Genomic DNA, 21,829 nt, shown 5'->3' with positions numbered 1-21,829 from the left:
GCCGCGCAAACCAGCGCGACGCCCCAGTCGAGTGCGGCGAAGATCAGGGGAAGATCAGGCCCGAGGTCTTCGATGTGGCAGCCGCATAACGGTCCTGAACGTCGGCCCAGTTGACCACGTTCCAGAACGCCTTGACGTAGTCGGCTTTGACGTTCTTGTACTGCAGATAGAAAGCGTGCTCCCACATGTCGACCTGCAGCAGCGGGATGATGCCGAGCGGAACGTTGGCCTGCTGATCGTAGAGCTGGAACGTCAGCAGCTTGTCGCCCAACGTGTCGTAGCCCAGCACCGCCCAGCCCGAGCCCTGCAAACCGTTGGCCGCGGCGCTGAACTGGGCGCGGAACTTGTCGAACGAACCGAACTGGTCGTCGATCGCGGCGGCGAGGTCGCCGGTGGGCTTGTCGCCACCGTTCGGCGAGAGGTTCTTCCACCAGATGGAGTGGTTGACGTGACCACCGAGGTGGAAAGCCAGGTTCTTCTCGTTCAGGAAGATCGCGGAGTGATCGTCCTTGGCGCGAGCTTCCTCGAGCTTGGCGACTGCGTCGTTCAGGCCTTTGACGTAGGTGGCGTGGTGCTTGCTGTGGTGGATCTCGTTGATCTGACCGGAAATGTGCGGTTCCAGCGCTGCGTAGTCCCAGTCCAAGTCGGGCAGGGTGTATTCAGCCACGGCATTCCTTCCTTTGATGAGCGGATCGTCTGACGCATCGTTCGCGGGGTCCCGCCACGCGGCGGCATGACCTATTCAACCCTGCTCCATCACCGCTCATGCCGCAAGGATGACCCCGAGGGTTGTTGGGCTCGAGTACCCTGCCCGGCGATCAATCGGGAATCAAGACAGCGCGATCAGCGCCAGCACGGCCAGCAAGGCCAGCGCGATAAGGCCCGCGCGCAAGGCGGCGATGACGTACGCGTGATTCCAGGCGGGCGACCCCGGAGTACGAGCTCGACTGCGTCGATCCCGGGCCGAACGAATGTGTGGCCATCTAAATGCCTTCCACCTGCATGTTCTTCGCTGTGCGCATCGTTTTCAGTGAGTTGAGTCACAACCGAACGTGTGTCCGCGATCATAGCGCGCACTGCGCGGCATGAAAAATCCTCGTGATCCGTAATGCCCACGGCGGCGGGTCGGCGGCCAAATTCGTTGCTGATGCGAATGTTTGGCCGCCGACCGCAGGGGGTACAAGTGAACGGTTCCGCCTCTTAGCGAATTTCGCTCGGACGAGCCGTGAACCTGTCGATGGGTCCGGCCGTTATCGCAATGTTATCCACAGCTCACGTCGAACCTGGCCGATAGAAGCTGTCTGCACCGCCTCGCCACGTTGTGGATAAACCTGTGGAAATTGTGGATAGGTCTTGGTAGCTGTGGCCTACGTCACTTATGGCGCGAGCCGGCGCACGGCGCGTTCAGGGTGCAACCACACTCTCGCGGATGCTGCACGCCGGCCGCCATCGCCGCGGTTACCCTGGTGCGGTGATCCAGGTGTGCTCCCAGTGCGGCACTCGATGGAACGTTCGCGAGCGACAGCGCATGTGGTGTCCCCGCTGCCGGGGTGCCCTGATGGCGCCGCTGCCGGACGTGTGCCCCCGGGTGACCCCCCGGTGGCGTCCGCCCGCTGCGCCTACTCCGCGCGAGGCGCCTCGGCTGCCGCCGGGCTTCCGTTGGATAGCGGTTCGTCCCGGAGCCGCACCGCCGCGGCGTCGGCCGCGGCGGCCGCTGGGCCCGACGCCGCGGTACAGCGTCATCCCCCGCTGGGGACTGGTCGATCGGGTTCCGCAGGCGGTGCCGGCGTCCGGAGTTACCCCGGCGAAGGCCGGGCCGCGCCCGGAATTGGTGCGCGTGTTGATGTTCGCAGCTCAGCTGGTGCTCTGCGGCGCCGCGTTGGTGTACGCGGTGCGCTACGGGCTGCTGATCTACAACCGCAACACGCTGTTGAACCCGCTGGTCGCTTTCGCCGCCGACTGGCTGGGCATCGCGGCCAGCGTGGCGGCGATGGTGGCGCTGCTGGCCTGCTTCGTCGCCCTCATCCAATGGCTGATCTGCCGGCGGGCTGCAGCTTTCGAGTACCACGGGCTGCCCGAGCATCGCTCGGTGCGCCGGTTGTGGGCCGGGTGCCTGTTGCCGTTCGCCAACCTGGTGATGGCGCCGGTCTACGTCATCGAGCTGGCGCTCGTCGAAGACAACTACGAGCGGGTGCGCAAACAAGTCACCATCTGGTGGCTCGCGTGGGTCGTCAGCTACCTGATCTCGCTTTTCGGGATTCTCACCTGCTTATCCACCGACGCGCAGGGCATCGCCAACAACACCGTCATGGTGGTGCTCGGGTACCTGGTCGCCGCACTCACCGTGGCCGCCGTCGCGCGGGTCTTCGAAGGATTCGAACGCAAGCCGGTCCAGCGGCCCGCCCACCGGTGGCTCGTCGTCGAGCCGGACCAGCAGACCAGCCCCGCGCCGGTCGCTGCGGTTGAGCTGGAGGGACAGGAACCGGCAGCATAGGCGTATGACGCGGGCGGATGAGGTCCTCGCCGGGCACCCTTTCGTGGTTGCCCACCGTGGCGCGTCGTCAGCCCGGCCGGAACACACCCTGGCGGCTTACGACGTGGCTCTCAAAGAAGGCGCCGACGGCGTGGAATGCGACGTGCGCCTGACCCGCGACGGTCACCTGGTCTGCGTGCACGATCGCCGGCTGGACCGGACCTCGACCGGCGAGGGCCTGGTCAGCACCGCGACGCTGGCCGAGCTGCACGAGCTGGAGTACGGCGCCTGGCACGCCAGCTGGCGGGCCGACGGGACCCACGGAGACACCCGCCTGTTGACCCTGGACGCGCTGGTAGCGCTGGTTCTCGACTGGAACCGGCCGGTGAAGATCTTCATCGAGACCAAGCACCCGGTGCGCTACGGCTCCCTGGTGGAAAGCAAGCTGCTGGCGCTGCTGCACCGGTTCGGTATCGCCGCCCCGGCCTCCGCGGATCGATCGCGCGCGGTCGTGATGTCCTTCTCCGCAGCCGCGGTATGGCGGATCCGGCGCGCAGCCCCGATGCTGCCGACCGTGCTGCTCGGCAAGACCGGACGGTACTTGACCAGCAGCGCGGCCACTGCGGTCGGCGCCACCGCGGTGGGACCCTCGCTGGCGGCGCTGCGCGACTACCCGCAACTCGTGGACCGCTCGGCGGCCCAGGGCCGGTCGGTGTACTGCTGGACCGTCGACGAGTACGACGACGTCGACTTCTGCCGCGAAGTCGGGGTGGCGTGGATCGCCACCAACCACCCCGGCCGCACCAAGGCGTGGTTGGAGAACGGCTGAGGCGCTACGGGGTGCCCCCGGCGGCGGGCGGCGCGCCCGGTCCGGCCGGAGCAGTGGGCACCTCGCGTGCCACGAAGTTCTCCAGTTCGAACAGGTTGGCGCCGGCCCGATCGGCGACGCGAACCAGGGTGGACATCAGCGCGACCTCCTCGATCTGCTCCTTGAGGAACCACTGCATGAACTGCTCGCCCAGGTAGTCACCCTCGTCGCGAGCCACCGCGGTCATCCGGCTGACCTGGTCGGTGACGACTCGCTCCAGATCCAGCGCCAGCGCCAGCGCCTCCCGCGGTCGGTCGAACTGATTGCGTACCGCGTCCACTCCCGGGATCTCCACCCGTAGGTCGCGGTCGAGCAGGTGCTGCACCAGCATCATCGCGTGGTTGCGCTCCTCGACCGCTTGAGCGTAAAAGTGCTTCGCCAATTGCGGAAGATCCTCGCTGTCGAAATAAACGGCAATGGCAACATATTGCTGGGCGGCGGTGAATTCGTTGAAAATCTGTTCCTGCATTAGTGCATGGAATTTTGTCTTCGTTCCGTCGTAATCGGTCATGGGCGCAGGTTATCCCAGTTCACGGGGCATCAGCAACGAAGGTATCACTTACTCAGGAAAGGGTTTCCTAACTGTTGGCCCACAATAATCATATTCTCCCTTGGCCCAGCCGGGCGGGCGAAAGATCGCCGAAGGATTACCTAAGCTATCCGTCCAATTGCCCGGCCATTTGCCGGTTACGGCTGTTCGTCCATCGCGGCGGCCGGAACCGGTGCGTCGGCGGCAATCGCCTCGAACAGCGCGCGGGCCGCATCGTGATTCCAGACCACCACCGAACCGGCGCCGTTGTCGGTGAACTCGCCGATCGGCACGGTCAGGGCGGTGGGGTGACCGCGCAGCGCCCAACCCAGTTGGGCCAGGTCCCAGGCGCGCACCCCGCGGTCCACCGTCAGCGCGGCGGCCGCGGCATGCGGCACCGAATACCAGCGCCACGGGTTGAGCCACACCGCCGGGCTGGTGGCGCGACTCAGCAGCGCCGACATGAACTGTCGCTGGTGGACCATGCGGTCCAGGTCCGCCCGCGGCGTGGCCCGGGTCCGGACATAGCCCAGCGCCCGGCGACCATCCAACTGCTGACAGCCGGCGGCCAGATCCAGTCCCGCCAGCGGATCGTGGATCGGCTCGGCCGGGCACACCGTGACGCCGCCCAGGGCGTCGACCAGCACGGCGAAGCCGCCGAATCCGACCTCGGCGTAGTGGTCGAGACGCAACCCGGTGGCCTGCTCGACCGTCTGCGCCAGCAGCGGCGCCCCACCGAGGGCGAACGCGGCGTTGATCTTGTCGCGGCCGTGGCCGGGGATCGGCACATAGGAATCTCGCGGTATCGACACCAGCGTGGTCGGGGTGGCCGACCCGAACCCGGGGAGGTGGACCAGCAGGATCGTGTCGGTGCGGGCGGACCCGACGTCGCCGCCGGTGGACAGCTCTTCCTGTTGCGCGGCGGACAAGTCCTGGCGGTTGTCGGAGCCCACCAGCAGCCAGGTGGTGCCGCGGCCGGGGGCCGGCCGATCCGGATAGTCGGCCAGCACCGTCGCGCGGTGCATGACCGAATCGAACCACAGCGTCAGGCCCAGGAGGCCGGCCGCGGCCAGCAGCAGCACGACCACCAGGCTCAGCGCCAGTGTGCGCAGCCGACGGCGGCTGCCGCGGTGACGGCGTGGCCGCGGGGCGACGGGCCGGGCCGGTGGTGCGGGGCTGGGCTGCGCCGGCGGGGACCGCAGCGGTGCCGTCGGCTCGGCGGCGAAGGCTGCTCCGGCCGGCGGTCGGTTCGGGCGGCGCAACACCGGCGGCGGTTCCGGGACCGGGCGCGGCACCGGCCGTCGAGACCGACCGGCCTCCGGCCGTCGTCGCGGTGACCGCTCGCCGTCCACCCGGTCAATTTACGTGGTGGACCACCACACGGGTAGCCGATGACGTGCGATTACGGACGCGCGCGCAGGCCGTTGACGAACGGGCAACCCATCAGCACCCGGATGGCCTGGCTGAGGCCATTCATGTCGTCGACCGGCTTATGGAACGGCAGCCGGATGTCACGGTCACCGTCGTTCGCCTCGACGCGGAACCGCACCCCGTAGCGGTCCAGGCCCAGCGGACGTACCTGTCCGCGGCGCAGCGGTGCCGGCAGCCGCGAGACCAGCCGCGCCACCACGTCGTTGTGGGCGGTGGCCAGGTGCCACAGCAGCGTCGACTCGATCTCGCAGAAGGGGTCGGGCCGCGCCGCGAGCAGGTCGCCGACACTGACCGGTTCGGCGCCGGTCGCGTCGGTCACCACCACGGAGTCGATCGCGAGCCGCAGCAGCGTGTACCGCGTCTCGTCGTCGCGGGCCGGCCCGGATCGCGGGGTGTCGACCTGCAGCAACGCCGGGTCGGGGTTCTCGGTGGCGATCAGGTCGAGCAACTTGGCCACCGCTCCGGGCGGAACCCGGTGCAGCCGGCCGCGCACCCACACCAGGGAGCGGACCGGCTCGCGCACCGGCAGCGGCGCATAGTCGGTGAGCTCCAGCAGCGCCTGCGATCCGCAATCGATGTCACTGGTCGTTGTTGCGCTGGGCACCGCAACCGCGAAGGTGCCGTCGTAGAGCAGGTGGTGTACGGGGGTGGCCACCGGGTCGGCGCTCTCGACCGCCAGCAGGGCGCCGCCCGCTCGCGCGCACGCGCTGCGGATACGCTCGGCTGTCGTCGGCGTCGGATATGTGACCGGTAGCACGATTACCTCCAGCTTTTTAGGTAAGCCTAACGTAACTTAGGCTAGGCTAGGTCGCAAGAGGCGCGTCCGTGTGGAGGTGCGCCGTTAGGGTTGTGCGTGTGACCCGCATCGCATACCTCGGCCCGGCAGGGACCTTCACCGAGGCCGCGCTGCTTCAAATCGCCGACGCCGGACTGGTTCCCAACGACGGCGCGGTGGACCGACTGTCGGTGGAGAGCACGCCGGCGGCCCTGGACGCGGTGCGAACCGGTGCCGCGGAATTTGCGTGCGCGCCCATCGAGAACTCGATCGACGGATCGCTGGCTTCCACCCTGGACAGCCTGGCCATCGGCTCGCCGCTGCAGATATTCGCCGAGACGACGCTGGACGTGGCATTCAGCATCGTCGCGCAACCCGGTCGCGCCGTCACCGACGTGCGCACCGTGGCCGCGTTCCCGGTGGCCGCGGCGCAAGTGCGGCAGTGGCTCAACGCGCAGTTACCCGGGGTGCAGCTGTGCCCGGCCTACTCCAACGCCGACGCGGCGCGGCAGGTGGCCGACGGGCGTGTCGACGCAGCGGTGACGTCACCGCTGGCCGCCGCCCACTACGCGCTGCCGGCGCTCGCCGAAGAGGGGTGGTGGACGAATCCGGTGCGCGCACCCGATTCGTGCTGATCGGCCCGCCCGGCCCCCCCGCCGGCCCGGACCGGCGCCGACCGCACGTCGGTAGTGCTGCGCATCGAAAACGCACCCGGTGCACTACTGCTGGTACTCACCGAATTCGGAATCCGCGGTATCGACCTGACCCGAATCGAATCCAGACCGACCCGGACCGGTTTGGGCACCTACATGTTCTTCGTCGACTGTGTAGGGCACATCGACGACGACGCCGTCGCCGAGGCACTCAAGGCGCTGCACCGTCGTTGTGCCGACGTGCGTTACCTGGGTTCCTGGCCGACCGGCCAGCCCGCGGGCGCGTTACCTCCGGTGTCGGAGGAGGCGTCGCGCTGGCTGGCACGGCTGCGCGACGGACGGGGGGAGGGGCCGCGATGAGCGGACGATTGGTGTTAGTGCGACACGGGCAGTCGTTCGGCAACGTCGAACGCAGATTGGACACCGTGCCGCCGGGGGCGGCGCTGACTCCGCTGGGCCGCGACCAGGCGCGAACCTTCGCGCAACGCCAACTGGGGCCGCGGCGCAAGCCCGCCGTCCTGGCGCACTCGGTGGCCATCCGGGCGTCGGAGACGGCGGCGGTGATCGGGGCGGAGCTCGGTGTGGCGGCCCGGGAGCTGGCCGGGATTCACGAGGTCCAGGTGGGCGAGCTGGAGAATCGCAGCGACGACGAAGCGGTCGCCGAATTCAACGCCATCTACAAGCGCTGGCATCTCGGCGAGCTGAGCATCCCGCTACCCGGTGGCGAGTCCGCGCAGGAGGTGCTGGATCGATACGTGCCGGTGCTCACCGACCTGCGGATGCGCTACCTCGACGACCCCGCATGGGACGGCGACATCGTGGTGGTCAGCCACGGCGCGGCGATCCGGCTGGCCTCGGCGGTGCTGGCCGGCGTGGACGGCACCTTCGTGCTCGACAACCCGCTGAACAACGCCGAGTCGGTGGTGCTGGCGCCGACCACCGACGGGCGGTGGAGCTGCGTGCACTGGGGTGCGCTCACCCCGCCCTTCTACCCCGAACCGGCCATCACACCGGTCGAAGATGCCGTCGCGTTAGGCACCGACCCGATGGGCTGACCAGCCCGCTTCGCCGTCCGCCTGCGCGCACTCGCACCCGACCACGTCGCAGTCGATGACGAACGCGTGCGTGAACAACTCAGGAACCGCGCAGTCGGGCTCCGTGCATTCCGGCCTGCTCAGCGAATGAACGATCATGGTGCCGTGGCAGTGGTCAAAACCTGCCCGGCAGTCGCGGCAGCCTGTGCTCATAACCCGTTCATAACACCGGGCGCCGACAAATCCGAGCTGCCCCGCCGTTGGGGGCCGGAATTGACCGCTGCGGGCCGGAAATGATCAGCCCCAGCCCAGTTCGTCGAGCTTGCCGTCGTCGATGCCGAAGTGGTGGGCGATCTCGTGGATCACCGTGATCGCCACCTGCTCCACCACCTCGTCCTCGGACCCGCAGACATCCAGCAGGGCGTCGCGGTAGATCGTGATCGCGTCCGGCAGCGCCCCGGCATAGTCGGAGTCGCGCTCGGTCAACGCCACCCCTTCGTACAGGCCGAGCAGCTCGTCGTCGTCGGGATGGCGGTCGGCAACGAGTACCACGACGTTGTCCATGGCCGCGGTCAGCTCGGAGGGGATCTGGTCGAGTGCGTCGGAGACCAGTTCGTCGAAGCGCTGCGGGTCCATCGGCACGGCCATGGCGCTAGGCCGGGGGTTCGCCGGGCGCTGGACCTTCCGGCGCCGGCGCCGGCGCCGGAGCGCCACCGCCAGGGGCCCCTGCACAGGCGGGGCGGCCGGGGCCTGGGGGCGGGCGAGGACGGTTCCCGGGTGGGAGTCACCACCGGCTGCTGGTTGGGCAGATGCTGGTTGCCCGGTGGAGCGGTGGGGGTCTGCTGCGGGGCGGGAGCCGAGGGTTGTTGGGTGGGCAGCTGAACCGGCAGCTGCGGAATGTTCAGCCGCTCCTCGGGAATGTCGGGCGGCGGCACCGGCTGCTGGCCGTTGATCAGCAACGGCCCCTTCGCGCTGTTGACCAGCGTGGCCCAGCCCCCGTTACCCAGCGTCGCGCCGATACTGCACGCGACCTCGCGGCTGCCCGCCGCCCAGCTGGGCAACGACACCGTCGGGTAGATCAGGGTCAGCGTGGTGGTGCGCAGCTTGATCGGCGCCAGGTAGGCGTCGGTCATCTTGGTGCAGGCGTCCTTGATGAAGCCGTCCTGATCCGCCTCGGCAGGGAACCCGTTGGGAAACTTCTCGGCCAGGTTGACGGTGCCGGTGACTTCCATCGCGTGCGGCGCCCCGCAGTCGACCGGAACGTCGACGGGCTGGTTGGTCGCCGGATCGATGCCCAGGCAGGTGCCGGCCGGCCAGACCTTGGACTGGTCGATGTCGGCGACCTTGCCCTTGAAGGCGACCTGCTGGTTGTTCGGCCCCGGCAACTGCAGGCCGCACAGCATCCGGCGCTCACCGCCCTGGTGCCAGGCATGATCGCCCGACCACAGCATGCTGACGGTGAACTTGCTGTTGGGGTCGAACTTGGTGCCCAGGTAGCGACGGACGGCGGGCTCGCACTGCTCGGTGTTGATCTGCTGGATGCGGGCCGGGGAGGGGGAGCGGCGGTGGGTCCGTACTCCGAGCCGGGGAAGGTCTGCAGGTCCACCGCCTCGGCGACCTCGAAGCGGTGGTCCTCGGCGCAGTTGACGATGCTGGCGGATTCCGGTGTGCCGTCCGGCCAGTTCAGGCAGTCACCACTGTTGGCGCGGCTGAAGGCGCTGTTGGTCTTGGAGCCGGTGCTGGGTACCGGGTCGCTGTTGAGGTAACCGGCCAGCCGATCCGGTCCGGCGCCGAAGTCCGGTAGCGCGGTGAGCAGGCCCGCGATCAGCAGCGCGCCCAGGGCGATGAGCAGCAGGGCCCGCCTGGTTGCCGAGGCCTGCAGAGCGCGCGGCCAGCGGAACCCGGGCGAACCCGGAGTCGTCGGTGCAGCCTCGGCGGATTCGTCATGCGATTCCTCCGGTTCATCGGCCTCGCCGGGCTCGCCGGGCTCACCTGGCTCACCTGGCTCACCGGCGAGTGAGTCGGGAGCGTCAACCAGCGCCGATCCCTCGACGGCCGTCGTCGACTCGTCGACCTCGCCGTCGGCGGGGTGCTCGGGTTTCGGATCTTTCTCCGGCGCGTCCAACATCGGCTCCATTCTGACAGCACCCGACCAGCGGTGTTACCAATGTTGCAGATGTGATACCGGGGACGGAGTGGTCTGGCTGCCGCGACCCGTCCGGCGACGCAAAAGTAGTCTTGCGGCCGTGATCGACCTGAAGCTGCTCCGGGAAGACCCCGACGCCGTGCGGCGTTCCCAACTCAGCCGCGGCGAAGACCCCGCAGCCGTGGACGCCCTGTTGAGCGCCGACGCCGCGCGCCGCGCTGCGATCTCGGCGGCGGATTCGTTGCGCGCCGAACAGAAGACCGCCAGCAAATCCGTCGGGAAGGCCTCGCCGGAGCAGCGCCCGGCGTTGCTGCAGCGCGCCAAGGAGCTCGCCGAGCAGGTCAAGGCCGCCGAGGCCGATCAGGTAGCCGCGGAGGCGGCCTTCACCGCCGCGCACCTGGCCATCTCCAACGTCATCATCGACGGCGTCCCGGCCGGCGGTGAAGACGACTACGCAGTCCTGGACGTGGTGGGTGAACCACCAGCGCTGACCGCGCCCAAGGACCACCTCGAACTCGGTGAGTCGCTGGGCCTGATCGACATGCAGCGCGGCGCCAAAGTGTCGGGATCGCGGTTCTACTTCCTGACCGGCCGCGGTGCTTTGTTGCAGCTCGGCCTGCTGCAGCTGGCGCTGCGAGTGGCCGTCGAGAACGGTTTCGTCCCGATGATCCCGCCGGTGCTGGTCCGTCCCGAGGTGATGAGCGGCACCGGCTTCCTGGGCGCGCACGCCGACGAGGTGTACCGACTCGAAGCCGACGACCTCTACCTGGTGGGCACCTCGGAGGTGCCGCTGGCCGGATACCACTCGGGGGAGATCCTGGACCTGTCCGCCGGTCCGCTGCGCTACGCGGGCTGGTCGTCGTGCTTCCGGCGCGAGGCCGGCAGCTACGGCAAGGACACCCGCGGCATCATCCGGGTGCATCAGTTCGACAAGGTCGAAGGCTTCGTCTACTGCCGCCCCGAGGAGGCCGAGGCCGAACATCAGCGGCTGCTGGGCTGGCAGCGCCAAATGCTGGCCCTGATCGAGGTGCCCTACCGGGTGATCGACGTGGCCGCCGGCGACTTGGGCTCCTCGGCCGCCCGCAAGTTCGACTGCGAGGCGTGGGTGCCCACCCAGCAGACCTACCGCGAGCTGACGTCGACGTCGAACTGCACCACGTTCCAAGCCCGCCGGCTTTCCACCCGGTATCGAGACGATAACGGCAAACCGCAGGTTGCGGCGACCCTGAACGGCACGTTGGGCACCACCCGATGGCTGGTCGCCGTGCTGGAGAACCACCAGCAGCCCGACGGCAGCGTGCGGGTGCCGGCCGCGCTGGTGCCGTTCGTGGGCGCCGAGGTGCTGGAACCTTAGGCGTGCACCGCTGCCCGGGCCCGCTCGTGGCGACGCTGACGCTCGATGGTGGCGAAGTAGAACGCGAAGGCGAACGCGAAGCTGGTGAACAGGCTGCTGACGAAGAACAGCCACGGCCGCTTGAACCCGCGGCGATAGCCGTCCGTGATTGAAAACAGGGGCAGCAGAATGACATTGGCGATGGTGTAGTCCTGGCCGGCCGAGCCCGCCGCGGGATTGACGAACATCAACTGGATGTACTGCGTCCAGCTGCCGGGCCCCCAGATCGGGTTGTGCGTCCCGCTGATTCCGTGCGGGGCGTACCCCTGCACGAAGCGGATGTTGAAGTACCAGCCCAGCGCGATCGAGGCGATGCCCACCACGTAGTAGACGACTTCCAGCGGCGAGAACATCGGCCCCTCCGCCGGTTTGGCGTAGACCGCCGGGTTCGAGCGGACGATCCAGACGATCACGGCGATACCGAGGACGGCGTGAGCGAGCAGCGAGACCATGGCCGAAGTCTCACCCCGGCGCCAAAGTTTTGTCAATATTGTCATAACCGGCGGAAGGCGCCGCGACGGTCCTGGGGTACGTTGTCTGCCATGGTCAGGCCCGCGCAGACGGTGCGAAGCGAACGCACCCGGGACGCGCTGTGCCAAGCCGCGCTGGCCCGGTTCCTGGCCCAGGGTGTCGAGGAGACCTCGGCCGAGCAGATCGCCGCCGATGCCGGGGTGTCGCTGCGCACCTTCTACCGGCACTTCCGGTCCAAGCACGATCTGCTGTTCGCCGACTACACCGGCCTGAACTGGTTTCGCGCGGCGCTGGACGCCCGGCCCGCCGACGAGCCGATCATCGATTCGGTGCAGACCGCGATCTTCGCCTTTCCCTACGACGTCGAGGCGGTGACCAAGGTCGCGGCGCTGCGCGGCGGCGAGCTGGACCCCAGCCGCATCGTGCGGCACATGCAGGACGTGCAGGCCGACTTCGCCGACGCCATCGCCGCGCAGCTGCGGCGCCGTAGCCCGGCCGAGCAGACGCCGGATGCCCGGGTGCGCACCGCGGTGATCGCGCGGAGCATCGCGGCCGCGGTGTTCGGCGCAATGGAGGTGTGGATGTTGGGAGCGGACCGATCGCTGGGCGAACTGGCGCGGGTGTGCCAGTTGGCGCTGGAGTCGCTGCGAGCCGGCGTCGCCGGGACCTGGTGCACCGCAGTTTCGTCATAATTGACAAAACTTCGACCGCGTGCGAGCCTCCCTCACGGGAGGTCGGTATGTCTGAATCTCAGTACGACGCGATCGTCATCGGCGCCGGGCACAACGGACTGACCGCGGCGGTGTTGCTGCAGCGGGCCGGGCTTGCGACGGTGTGCCTGGACGGCAAGCTCTACGCCGGGGGCATGGCTTCCACCGTGGAACTGTTCGACGGCTACCAGTTCGAGATCGCCGGCTCGGTGCAGTTCCCCACCTCGCTGGAGGTGATCAGCGAACTGGGCCTGGACGCACTGCCGACGGTGGACCTGGAGGTGATGTCGGTTGCGCTGCGCGGCGTCGGCGACGACCCGCTGGTCCAGTACTCCGACCCGATGAAGATGTTCGCCCACCTCAACGAGGTGCACGGGGCCGACGCCGTCGCCGGCATGGGTGGGCTGCTGATGTGGGCGCAGGCGCCGACGCGGGCGCTGGGCCGCTTCGAGGCGGGCACGTTGCCCAAGACATTCGACCAGATGTATGCCTGTGCCACAAACGAATTCGAGCGCTCCGCGATCGACGACATGCTATTCGGATCGGTCACCGACGTCCTCGACCGCTACTTCCCGGACCGCGAAAAGCACGGCGCCATCCGCGGATCGATGACGATGCTGGCCGTCAACACCCTCTACCGCGGTCCGTCCACGCCGGGGGCAGCGCCGCCGCGCTGGCCTTCGGGCTCGGCATCCCCGAGGGCGACTTCGTGCAGATGAAGAAACTGCGCGGCGGGATCGGCGCGCTCACCGCCCATCTCACCGAAGTACTGCAGGGTAGCGGCGGCGAAGTTCGGTTGCGCGCCAAGGTAACCGAGATCCTGGTCGCCGACAACCGAGTGAGCGGGGTACGCCTGGAATCGGGTGAGCTGCACGCCCCGATCGTCGTCTCCGCCGTCGCACCCGACGTCACCGTCAACGACCTGATCGATCCGTCGGTGCTGCCCGCCGACGTCCGGGACCGCTACGCACGCACCGACCACCGCGGCAGCTACCTGCAGATGCACTTCGCGCTGTCCGAAGCACCGGAGTTCGCGGCACCGTACGAGGCGCTGAACGACCCGACGTTGCAGGCCTCAATCGGCATCTTCTGCACACCCGAAGAGGTCCAGCAGCAGTGGGAGGACTGCCGCCGCGGCGTCGTTCCGGCCGACCCGACGCTGGTGCTGCAGATCCCGTCGGTGCACGATCCCGCCCTCGCCCCACCCGGCAAGCACGCGGCGTCGGCCTTCGCGCTGTGGTTCCCGGTCGAAGGGAACATGGACGAGGAGGGCCGCTACGGTGCCGCCAAGGTCGAGATGGGCCAACGGGTGATCGACAAGATCACCCGCCTGGCACCGAATTTCGAGCGCAGCATCATCCGGCACACCACGTTCACGCCCAAGCACATGGGGGTGATGTTCGGGGCGCCGGGCGGCGACTACTGCCACGGACTGCTGCACTCCGACCAGATCGGACAGAACCGCCCGGGGCCCAAAGGCTATATCGGCCAACCACTTCCCATCAAAGGGCTGTACCTGGGCAGTGCCGGCTGCCACGGTGGCCCGGGAATCACCTTCACGCCCGGCTACAACGCCGGACGGGCCGCGCTGGAAGACCGCTAGCCGCCCCGGCGTCGAGCTCACGCCTCGCGTGAAATGTGGGCGGAAATCGGGCCCGGAAATCGCCCTGTGCTCACGCGAGCCGAGCCGGCCGGCCACGGGAAATCAACCGCGGGCGGCCAGCAGTTCGTCCAGACAGGCCAGGAACTCCTCGGGCCGCGCCGGAGTGAATGCGGGCTTCGACCCGGGAATGTCGAGGGTGATCAGCGTCGACTTGAGCGGACGGTAGAGATCCAGCGGTAGCCAGCGGCGCAGGTCCGGGCTGCCCCAGATGTTGAACCGGCAGGTGAACAGGCCGAGGTCTTCGGCCTTGTACGAACGGATCTGGTCCAAACCGATCACCTTCGCCGTGCCGGACGGAAAGTGGTAGCGGCGCAACGTCAGAGCCGCGCGGTCCAACTGGACGACGCCGTCGTCGTAACACAGGTCGGCCATCGTGCTCATGCCCGGCAGCTCCGCAGCTCGTGCCCCCGGGTGGTCAGGCAGCGGCCGTCGTCGAGGCGCCACTGCCAGCCGTGCAGATTGCAGGTCAGCGTATTACCTTCGATCACACCGAATTTGGACAAGTCCGCTTTCAAGTGCGGACAGCGACGCTGAATCTGCCACCCGTCCAACGTGATCGACGCGGAATCGTCGTGCGATTCGGCGAACCAGCCGTCGGCGTAGGCGATGCGCTCGTCGGTCAGGCACTTGAAGAAGGTGTACAGGTATTCGTTGTAACCGCCGACGCGCCAGGCCCGGAAACGAGTCGACAGGAAGATGGTGTTGACCCAGTCCGGCTCCTTGTCGCGCAGCACCGTACGCACCAGCTCTGGCTCGATCGCGAACCCGTAGCGGAACTTCTCGTCGGGAATGCTTTCCCGCACAGCACGTTTCGGAAAGTCCAGGACCACTGTTTCGGGGCCGATGACCAACTCCACCGGGTATCCGATGCCGTCGCAGATCTCGTCGCTCTGCAGCATGATCGGCTCGAACAAGGCGCGCAACGGCTCCAGCAGCGGTTCGCCGGTAGCGGGGGCCCAGGTGGCCTTCTCGGCGGCCAGCACCGGCGCCATCCGCTGCGCGAAGTCCTCGATGTAAGCGGCTTTACCGGTGGTGAAGATAGCCTCGACCTGCTCGGTGGGCAGCGGGTGGTGCAGCGAATTCAGCGTCGAGCCCGTGAAGTCGGCGACCGACCCCGGGATCATCAACAGGCCTTTGGACCGGTCACCGTCGTGTGCGTGGCTGCGCATCTGGTCCAGGAACACCAGCTGGTCGGGGAAGATGTTGGCCGGGTCGCCGTGGTCGTCGTTGAGGTGCCGCAACTCGGCGTCCAGGAAACAGGGCGGCCCGGCCGACGGCACCACCCACGTCGCACCCACCTGGGCGATGTACTGGCGGGCGCGGTCCATCTGTCGCTGCCGCTTCTGGATACCGAACGCCTCTTTGGCGCGGGCCGGCATGTCGTAGACCATCGGGTACCAGATCGCGCCCGAATACTGCAGCAGGTGCACGTCGATCGCGCCGAAATCGGCGGCCAGCACGTCCAGATCGACAGGTCGCGCGTCGTTCATGTTGAACAGGGTGGTCTCGCCGTCGGACACCACCAGCGCCGAGTCGCCGATCGGGCCGTCGGCGGGCGCGCGCAGCGCGATGATCATCACGTCGAGGTCGCCCTTGGGCCCCGACACCCGGTGCCGGACGGAGTCGGTGGTTTCGAAGAACCGGTGAAACCCCAGCTTCTCGAACTCGTGGCGCAGGTCGGGCACCGGGAAGTCGGGCAGCAGCACCAGTGCATCCTTGTTGACGTGCTCGGCCAGCAGCTTGGCGTCGAAGTGGTCCTTGTGCAGGTGCGAGACGTAGAGGTAGTCGCAGTCGCCGAGGGCGTCCCAGTCCAGCTCGCGGTTGTCCGGGAACGGCACCCACGAGGCGAAGTAGGCGGGGTTGACCCACGGGTCGCACAGAATGCTGCCCGCGGCGGTCTGGATCAGAAAGCCGGCGTGGCCGACGCTGGTGACCTGCACAAATACCTTTCGTTCAGCCATCCGGGTGGCTGTAATACCAGCCCTGAGCTTAGCTTGGTTCAGAGGTCAGGGTCCTGGCACAGCCGCCGGTAGTAGTCGATCCGCAGCGGGTCGGGGTCCACACCGTAGGCGGCGAAGAAGTCCGGCTCCCAATCGCGGCCGGGAAAGTTCCAGCCCAACGACAGCGTTGCCACCGCCAGATCGGCCCGCCGGTCGGCCACCCCGGGCTCGCCTAGGTCCACCTGCCGGCAATAGCGACCGACGTCGTCGATCAAGGTGTTGGGAGCGCACGCGTCGCCGTGACAGACCACCAGCCGATCGACCGGCGGCGGCTCCGGCAGGTTCGCCCGGTGCGCGGGATGCAGGAGGGGCAACCGGGTCTGCACCGACCAGTCGAACGGACGCGGGGACTCGGGATACACCAGCGCTTCACTCCGCCTTTCTTTGCCACTTGGGCCGCTCGTCGGGTTGGAGCACTAGGCTGAATTGCTGTGGAACCCGCATACGGCACTGCCATCACGCTCGCCCGGATGATCTTTCGCCTGCAGGGCCTCAAGATCTCGGTGACCGGCGTGGAGAACCTGCCGACCAGCGGCGGCGCCGTGGTCGCAATCAACCACACCGGCTATTTGGACTTCATGCTGGCGGGTCTGCCGGCCTACCGCCAGGGCCTCGGTCGCAAGGTGCGGTTCATGGCCAAGCAAGAGGTATTCGATCACAAGATAACCGGGCCGCTGATGCGCGCTTTCCGGCATATTCCGGTGGACCGCGACAGCGGGGCGGCTTCCTACAGCGCTGCCGTGGAGAACCTCAAGGCCGGTGAACTGGTCGGCGTCTACCCGGAAGCGACGATCAGTCGCAGCTTCGAGATCAAGGAATTCAAGTCCGGGGCCGCGCGGATGGCCGTCGACGCCGGGGTGCCCATCGTCCCGCACATCGTCTGGGGCGCGCAGCGGATCTGGACGAAGGATCACCCCAAGAAGATCTACCGACCCAAGGTGCCGATCCAGATCATCGTCGGCGAGCCGATCGCCCCGACACTGCCCGTCGCCGAACTCAACAGCCTGCTGCGTTCCCGGATGCAGCATTTGCTGATCCGCGCGCAAGAGCAGTACGGGCCACACCCGGCCGGCGAATTCTGGGTGCCGCGCCGGCTGGGCGGCGGTGCCCCCTCGCTGGCCGAGGCGGCGCAGCTGGACGCCGAGGAAGCAGCGCAGAAAGCGGCGTTGCGAGCCGAGCGGGCACATCCCACCAGATCACCGGAGCAGTGACCCGTGGCCGAACCCGTCTACCGCGCCAGTGAGTTCGTCTCGAGGATGTTTCTCCGTCTCACCGGAAGCCGCGTCACCTACCTCGGCGAGGAGAACATCCCGGCCCACGGCGGCTGCGTGGTCGCGATCAACCACACCAGCTATATCGACTGGGCACTGGCCGCGCTGGCATTTCGCCGGCCGGGGGGCCGACGGGTGCGGCCCATGGTCAAGGTCGAGATGCAGCAGGTGAAGATCGTCAACTTCATGATGAAACACAACCGGGCGATTCCGGTCGACCGCAGCGCCGGCGCCGGCGCGTATGCCGCCGCGGTCGAGCGACTGCGGGAGGGAGAGGCGGTCGCCGTCTTCCCGGAAGCCACGATCAGCCGCAGCTTCGAGCTCAAAGACTTCAAGACCGGCGCCGCCCGGATGTCCGTCGAAGCCGGCGTGCCGATAGTGCCGGTGATCGTCTGGGGTTCCCAACGCATCTGGACCAAGGGCCTGCCGCGACGCATCGGCCACCACAAGGTGCCGATCACCGTCGCGATAGGTCGGCCGCTGCTGCCCGATCCCGACGTCACGGTGACGAACCAACAGCTGCACGACGCGATGACTTCGCTGCTGCACCAAGTCCAGCAGAACTATCCTCATCCCGCCGGTGAAAATTGGGTGCCGTGCCGTCTCGGCGGTTCCGCGCCGACGCTGGAGGAGGCTGCGCAGATGGACGCTGAGGAGACCGCGGCGAGGGCCGCCGGTCGGGCACCGCATCGGTCGAGTTAGGGGTAGAAGGAGAGTCGAGCAATGGCTGAGCCGGTCTTCCGAATGCTGGAATATCTCGTTCCGTCCGTCGTGGCGTTGAACGGCAACAAGATCACCTATCAGGGTCTGGAAAACATTCCCGAGCGCGGCGGGGCGATCATCGCGCTCAACCACACGAGTTACGTGGACTGGATTCCCGCGTCGCTGGCCGCCAAGGAGCGCAAGAGGCGACTGCGGTTCATGATCAAAGCCGAGATGGCGGACGTGAAAGCCGTCAACTACGTGATCAAGCACATTCAGCTCATCCCGGTGGATCGGACCATGGGCGCCGAGGCCTATGCGGTGGCGGTGCAACGCCTGCGTGAGGGCGAACTCGTCGGAGTCCACCCGGAGGCGACCATCAGCCGCAGTTTCGAACTCCGCGAATTCAAGACCGGGGCGGCCCGGATGGCGATCGAGGCGCAAGTGCCGATCATCCCGATGATCGTCTGGGGTGCGCACCGGATCTGGCCCAAAGACCACCCGAAGAAGCTGTTCCGCAGCAAGGTGCCGATCACCGCCGCGATCGGCCGGCCGCTGTGGCCGCAGGGGACTCCCGAGGAGTTCAACGCCGTACTGCGGCAGGCGATGGAGGCGATGCTGCACTGGGTGCAGGAGCAGTATCCGCATCCGGAGGGTGAGTACTGGGTACCGCGGCGCTTGGGCGGCAGCGCGCCGACCCCGGACGAGTCCAAAGAGTTCCGGATCGCCGAGTTGGCCGAGCGCGCACAAAAGCTCGGCTACGACGGCGTCACCTCGAAAAATCCGAAAAAGGGCGGACCAAGCTGACGACACCCGCCGGCCGTAAGCCTGCGCTCATCGGGTGCGACGTCGACGGCACCCTGTTCAACGAGGACGAGACCCTCACCCCGCGTACCCGCGCGGCGGTGCTGGCCGCGGTCGCCGACGGTGCACAGTTCGTGCTGGCCTCGGGCCGTCCGCCGCGCTGGGTCCGACCGGTCGTCGAGGCCCTTGGGTTCGCCCCGATGGCGGTCTGTGCCAATGGCGCCGTCATCTACGACCCCCAGCACGACCGGGTGGTCGCCGCGCGCACGCTGTCCGTCGAGACGCTGGCTGCGCTGGCCGACATCACCCGGCGCGTCATTCCGGGTGCCGGGTTGGCGGTCGAGCGGATCGGGGAACGCGCGCACGACTCGGCGACCCCGCAGTTCGTCAGCTCGCCGGGTTACGAACACGCCTGGCTCAACCCGGACAACACCGAGGTGTCTTTCGAGGACCTGCTCAGCGCGCCGGCGATCAAGCTGCTGATCCGCATGGCCGGCGCGTCCAGCGCGGAAATGGCGGCCGCGATGGCCGGACACATCGGCGATGAGGGTGACCTGACGTACTCCACCAACAACGGTTTGCTCGAGATCGTGCCGCGCGGCATCAGCAAGGCCAGCGGGCTGAGCGAGGTCGCCGAACCGCTGGGACTCGACATCGCCGATGCGGTCACCTTCGGCGACATGCCCAACGACATCCCGATGCTGCTGAAGGCGGGTTTGGGGGTGGCGATGGGCAACGCGCACCCCGACGCGCGGGCCGCCGCCGACGAAGTGACGGCCCCCAACAGCGAAGACGGTGTGGCGCGCGTGCTCGAGCGTTGGTGGACTTGACGATTTTGCTCCCGAGATGTGGGAGACTGCCCGCGTGTTCGCGTATCGGCCGGATTGCGACCGGAATGGGCCGGAGGACAGGTAGTGGGGTCAGATCCAGGTTCGCCTGAGGACGCTGAGGACGGCGGAGCCACGCCAAGTGGGCCCCGCCGGGGTGCGTTCGGGGCGAACCGGCCCGACAAGAGCGGACCCGGTAAGGCTGATCCGCCGCCCAGGGTGATGCCGCACGGGAAGGCCGACCCGGACGATGAGGGCACCGGGTCTTTGCAGCCGAGCGGGTCTTTGCAGCCGAGCGAACCTTTGCAGCCGGGCGGGCCTTTGCAGCCGAGCGAGCCGCCGAAGCCGGACGTGCCCACCAAACCCGTCGGCAGCGTCCATTTTCAGGACGCGGCCACCACCAAGCCGCGACCACCCACTCCGGCCGAGCTGCGTGCTCGGCAGAAGTACGAGGATCAGCAGCGCGAGGCCGAGGAGGCGCGGTTGGCCGCCGAGGCCAAACGCAAGAGGCAGAAGCGCATCCTGATGGGTTCCGCCGCCGCTGTCGGGGTGGTCGGTCTGGTCGCGGGCGTCGGGTATTGGTTGCTGTCGCCCGAGCACGTCACCGCGCAGTGCGTCCAGGACGACCCGAGCGGTCAGCCGGTGATCGTCCCCGACAGTTATTGCACCGGGCACACTCCGGGCCTGAACGGATTCTTCTTCTGGGGCGGGCACCAATACCGTTACTACTACGGCAGTTCCGGGTCGGTCGGCCAGCGGCCGATTGGCGGCTCAACCTCGATCCCCAAGGGGGCCACCGTCACCACCAAGTCGGGCACCACCATTCAGCGCGGTGGGTTGGGTGGCAGCGGGGGCAAGGGTGGCAGCGGAGGCAAGGGCGGGAGCGGCGGCTCGTGAAACGTGGCCGGACACAGCCGCGGCCGAACTGGCCGGCGATCGTCGAATCGCAAGGACTTGTCTACGGGACACCCGCGCGCGACGCGACCGGTGCTGCCCGCCCGTACTGGGACGAATCGGTCTACTACGAGTTCGAGATGGACGAAATCCTGGCACTGGAAGCCGACGTCGAGCTGCTGCACTCGATGTGCCTGAACGCGGTCGAGCAGATCGTCCTGATGGAGCGATACGCCGATTTTGGTCTGCCGGAATGGAGTTGGCCACACATCGCCGAGTCGTGGCGCCGTTCGGACCCACATGTGTACGGCCGCTTCGATTTACGTTACGACGGGAAACGACCTGCGGTGCTGCTCGAGTACAACGCCGATACGCCGACGACGCTGCTGGAAGCCGCCATCGTGCAATGGTATTGGCTCAAAGATAAGTTTCCCGACGACGACCAGTGGAACTCGTTGCACGAGCAGCTGGTCGATCGCTGGAAAGTGGTCCGTAATATATTGCCCAGCAACGAGTTACATTTCGCCTGGTCCGGAGTGGAGACCACCGGCGAGGATCAGATCACCACAACCTACCTGCAGGAGACCGCGGCGGAAGCCGGGTTTGCGACCGTCGGGCTGCTCATCGAGGACGTGGGATGGGACTCCGCACTGCAGCGGTTCGTGGACCTCGAAGAGGACCCGATCCAGGCGATCTTCAAGCTGCATCCGTGGGAATGGGTGCTCGATGACCAATTCGGTAAGAGCGTGGTATCCACTCTGCCGCAGACGATGTGGATCGAGCCACTGTGGAAGACGCTGTTGTCGAACAAGGCGATTCTGGCGGTGCTGTGGGAAATGTATCCAGGACACCCGAACCTGCTACCGGCTTATCTCGACGATCCGCACGAACTCACCGAATATGTGCGTAAACCCAAGTTGGGCCGGGAAGGCGCCAACGTCACCGTCGTAGGCGCCGGCCTGGAGACCGCCACCGGCGGTTTCTACGGCGAAGAGGGCTTCGTCTACCAATTACTGGACCCGCTACCGGAATTCGACGGCATGCGTCCCGCACTGGGCGCGTGGGTGGTCGGGGATACCTCGGCGGGACTCGGCATCCGCGAGACGGCCGGACTCATCACCGACGACGGCGCGGCATTCGTCCCGCACCGGATCCCACTCAAGTAACCGAAAAGAAAGTTGGTCT

Annotated in this window: 19 protein-coding genes and 5 pseudogenes; 13 read left to right on the top strand and 11 right to left on the bottom strand. The window is 67.6% G+C overall.

The window, feature by feature from the left end:
* Positions 1–43: 43 nt before the first annotated feature.
* Positions 44–667: a superoxide dismutase gene (locus L6444_RS29645; RefSeq protein ID WP_236979133.1), complete on the bottom strand. Its 624-nt coding sequence runs from the start codon at positions 665–667 to the stop codon at positions 44–46.
* 804 nt (positions 668–1,471) lie between these two features.
* Between L6444_RS29645 and L6444_RS29640 the strand changes: the two genes are divergently transcribed.
* The gene (locus L6444_RS29640; RefSeq protein WP_236984516.1) at positions 1,472–2,494 is read left to right on the top strand and encodes a DUF4328 domain-containing protein; all 1,023 of its coding nucleotides are present in this window, start codon (positions 1,472–1,474) and stop codon (positions 2,492–2,494) included.
* Positions 2,495–2,498: 4 nt separating this feature from the next.
* Positions 2,499–3,302 carry a glycerophosphodiester phosphodiesterase gene (locus tag L6444_RS29635; protein WP_236979131.1) on the top strand — a complete coding sequence of 268 codons (804 nt, stop codon included), beginning with the start codon at positions 2,499–2,501 and terminating at the stop codon, positions 3,300–3,302.
* A 4-nt stretch (positions 3,303–3,306) separates the two neighbouring features.
* Here L6444_RS29635 and L6444_RS29630 read toward each other — a convergent pair whose 3' ends face one another.
* From L6444_RS29630 to L6444_RS29620, 3 genes are all read right to left on the bottom strand, one after another.
* Positions 3,307–3,852: a ferritin gene (locus L6444_RS29630; RefSeq protein ID WP_236979129.1), complete on the bottom strand. Its 546-nt coding sequence runs from the start codon at positions 3,850–3,852 to the stop codon at positions 3,307–3,309.
* Positions 3,853–4,028: 176 nt separating this feature from the next.
* The gene (locus L6444_RS29625) at positions 4,029–5,222 is read right to left on the bottom strand and encodes an LCP family protein (protein ID WP_236979128.1); all 1,194 of its coding nucleotides are present in this window, start codon (positions 5,220–5,222) and stop codon (positions 4,029–4,031) included.
* 50 nt (positions 5,223–5,272) lie between these two features.
* Positions 5,273–6,058, bottom strand: a complete 786-nt coding sequence (locus L6444_RS29620) for a DUF2470 domain-containing protein (RefSeq protein ID WP_236979126.1) — start codon at positions 6,056–6,058, stop codon at positions 5,273–5,275.
* Positions 6,059–6,156: 98 nt separating this feature from the next.
* Between L6444_RS29620 and pheA the strand changes: the two are divergent.
* Positions 6,157–7,089: pseudogene (gene pheA / locus L6444_RS29615) on the top strand (prephenate dehydratase).
* Positions 7,086–7,784, top strand: a complete 699-nt coding sequence (locus L6444_RS29610) for a histidine phosphatase family protein (RefSeq protein WP_236979124.1) — start codon at positions 7,086–7,088, stop codon at positions 7,782–7,784. The pseudogene pheA and the gene L6444_RS29610 overlap by 4 nt, the downstream one beginning before the upstream one ends.
* Here L6444_RS29610 and L6444_RS29605 read toward each other — a convergent pair.
* The 3 genes and pseudogenes from L6444_RS29605 to L6444_RS29595 form a co-directional block, all read right to left on the bottom strand.
* Positions 7,761–7,976: a hypothetical protein gene (locus L6444_RS29605; protein ID WP_236979122.1), complete on the bottom strand. Its 216-nt coding sequence runs from the start codon at positions 7,974–7,976 to the stop codon at positions 7,761–7,763. The two genes, L6444_RS29610 and L6444_RS29605, sit on opposite strands and share 24 nt — an antisense overlap.
* Positions 7,973–8,411: pseudogene (locus L6444_RS29600) on the bottom strand (metallopeptidase family protein). Before L6444_RS29600 ends, L6444_RS29605 begins: the two are co-directional and overlap by 4 nt.
* Positions 8,336–9,891 (bottom strand): annotated as a pseudogene (locus L6444_RS29595) (septum formation family protein). The pseudogenes L6444_RS29600 and L6444_RS29595 overlap by 76 nt, the downstream one beginning before the upstream one ends.
* Before the next feature lie 118 nt (positions 9,892–10,009).
* Between L6444_RS29595 and serS the strand changes: the two are divergent.
* Positions 10,010–11,263 carry a serine--tRNA ligase gene (gene serS / locus L6444_RS29590; RefSeq protein WP_236979120.1) on the top strand — a complete coding sequence of 418 codons (1,254 nt, stop codon included), beginning with the start codon at positions 10,010–10,012 and terminating at the stop codon, positions 11,261–11,263.
* Here serS and L6444_RS29585 read toward each other — a convergent pair.
* Positions 11,260–11,754 (bottom strand): DUF2834 domain-containing protein, encoded by a 495-nt coding sequence (locus L6444_RS29585; protein WP_236979113.1) that lies wholly within the window; start codon positions 11,752–11,754, stop codon positions 11,260–11,262. The two genes, serS and L6444_RS29585, sit on opposite strands and share 4 nt — an antisense overlap.
* Positions 11,755–11,844: 90 nt before the next feature.
* On the opposite strand from L6444_RS29585, the gene L6444_RS29580 reads away from it, so the two are divergent.
* The gene (locus L6444_RS29580) at positions 11,845–12,465 is read left to right on the top strand and encodes a TetR/AcrR family transcriptional regulator (RefSeq protein ID WP_236979111.1); all 621 of its coding nucleotides are present in this window, start codon (positions 11,845–11,847) and stop codon (positions 12,463–12,465) included.
* 47 nt (positions 12,466–12,512) lie between these two features.
* A pseudogene (locus L6444_RS29575) lies at positions 12,513–14,086 on the top strand (phytoene desaturase family protein).
* A 102-nt stretch (positions 14,087–14,188) separates the two neighbouring features.
* Here the strand turns inward: L6444_RS29575 and L6444_RS29570 are convergent.
* The 3 genes and pseudogenes from L6444_RS29570 to L6444_RS29560 form a co-directional block, all read right to left on the bottom strand.
* Positions 14,189–14,518 carry a hypothetical protein gene (locus L6444_RS29570; RefSeq protein WP_236984514.1) on the bottom strand — a complete coding sequence of 110 codons (330 nt, stop codon included), beginning with the start codon at positions 14,516–14,518 and terminating at the stop codon, positions 14,189–14,191.
* A 5-nt stretch (positions 14,519–14,523) separates the two neighbouring features.
* Positions 14,524–16,086 carry an MBL fold metallo-hydrolase gene (locus L6444_RS29565; protein WP_236984512.1) on the bottom strand — a complete coding sequence of 521 codons (1,563 nt, stop codon included), beginning with the start codon at positions 16,084–16,086 and terminating at the stop codon, positions 14,524–14,526.
* Between the two features lie 59 nt (positions 16,087–16,145).
* Positions 16,146–16,487 (bottom strand): annotated as a pseudogene (locus L6444_RS29560) (phosphotransferase); the annotation flags it as partial.
* Between the two features lie 90 nt (positions 16,488–16,577).
* Between L6444_RS29560 and L6444_RS29555 the strand changes: the two are divergent.
* From L6444_RS29555 to L6444_RS29530, 6 genes are all read left to right on the top strand, one after another.
* Complete coding sequence (locus L6444_RS29555) at positions 16,578–17,357, top strand: lysophospholipid acyltransferase family protein (RefSeq protein ID WP_236979109.1); 780 nt, start codon at positions 16,578–16,580, stop codon at positions 17,355–17,357.
* Positions 17,358–17,360: 3 nt separating this feature from the next.
* A complete protein-coding gene (locus L6444_RS29550) occupies positions 17,361–18,119 on the top strand; it encodes a lysophospholipid acyltransferase family protein (RefSeq protein WP_236979107.1) in 759 nt (252 codons plus the stop codon).
* Between the two features lie 21 nt (positions 18,120–18,140).
* Positions 18,141–18,926, top strand: a complete 786-nt coding sequence (locus tag L6444_RS29545) for a lysophospholipid acyltransferase family protein (RefSeq protein ID WP_236979105.1) — start codon at positions 18,141–18,143, stop codon at positions 18,924–18,926.
* On the top strand, positions 18,923–19,753 hold the full coding sequence (locus L6444_RS29540) for an HAD family hydrolase (RefSeq protein ID WP_236984509.1): 831 nt from the start codon (positions 18,923–18,925) through the stop codon (positions 19,751–19,753). The genes L6444_RS29545 and L6444_RS29540 overlap by 4 nt, the downstream gene beginning before the upstream one ends.
* 348 nt (positions 19,754–20,101) lie before the next feature.
* Entirely contained in the window at positions 20,102–20,647 is a 546-nt protein-coding gene (locus L6444_RS29535; protein ID WP_236979103.1) for a hypothetical protein, read from the top strand.
* The gene (locus tag L6444_RS29530) at positions 20,644–21,810 is read left to right on the top strand and encodes a glutathionylspermidine synthase family protein (protein ID WP_236979101.1); all 1,167 of its coding nucleotides are present in this window, start codon (positions 20,644–20,646) and stop codon (positions 21,808–21,810) included. The genes L6444_RS29535 and L6444_RS29530 overlap by 4 nt, the downstream gene beginning before the upstream one ends.
* The last annotated feature ends 19 nt before the right edge of the window (positions 21,811–21,829 follow it).

Origin of the sequence: Mycobacterium kiyosense (assembly GCA_021654635.1) — a bacterium.
GTDB lineage: Bacteria > Actinomycetota > Actinomycetes > Mycobacteriales > Mycobacteriaceae > Mycobacterium > Mycobacterium kiyosense.
Note: the sequence above shows the minus strand (reverse complement) of the source record. Positions and strands in the feature narration are given on the sequence as shown.

Bases quoted from the DNA above. Each gene is read 5' to 3' on its own strand.
- L6444_RS29570 (WP_236984514.1), bottom strand. From the start codon at position 14,518: ATGGCCGACCTGTGTTACGACGACGGCGTCGTCCAGTTGGACCGCGCG.
- L6444_RS29635 (WP_236979131.1), top strand. From the start codon at position 2,499: ATGACGCGGGCGGATGAGGTCCTCGCCGGGCACCCTTTCGTGGTTGCC.
- L6444_RS29630 (WP_236979129.1), bottom strand. From the start codon at position 3,852: ATGACCGATTACGACGGAACGAAGACAAAATTCCATGCACTAATGCAG.
- L6444_RS29605 (WP_236979122.1), bottom strand. From the start codon at position 7,976: ATGAGCACAGGCTGCCGCGACTGCCGGGCAGGTTTTGACCACTGCCAC.
- L6444_RS29585 (WP_236979113.1), bottom strand. From the start codon at position 11,754: ATGGTCTCGCTGCTCGCTCACGCCGTCCTCGGTATCGCCGTGATCGTC.
- L6444_RS29580 (WP_236979111.1), top strand. From the start codon at position 11,845: ATGGTCAGGCCCGCGCAGACGGTGCGAAGCGAACGCACCCGGGACGCG.
- L6444_RS29610 (WP_236979124.1), top strand. From the start codon at position 7,086: ATGAGCGGACGATTGGTGTTAGTGCGACACGGGCAGTCGTTCGGCAAC.
- L6444_RS29545 (WP_236979105.1), top strand. From the start codon at position 18,141: ATGGCTGAGCCGGTCTTCCGAATGCTGGAATATCTCGTTCCGTCCGTC.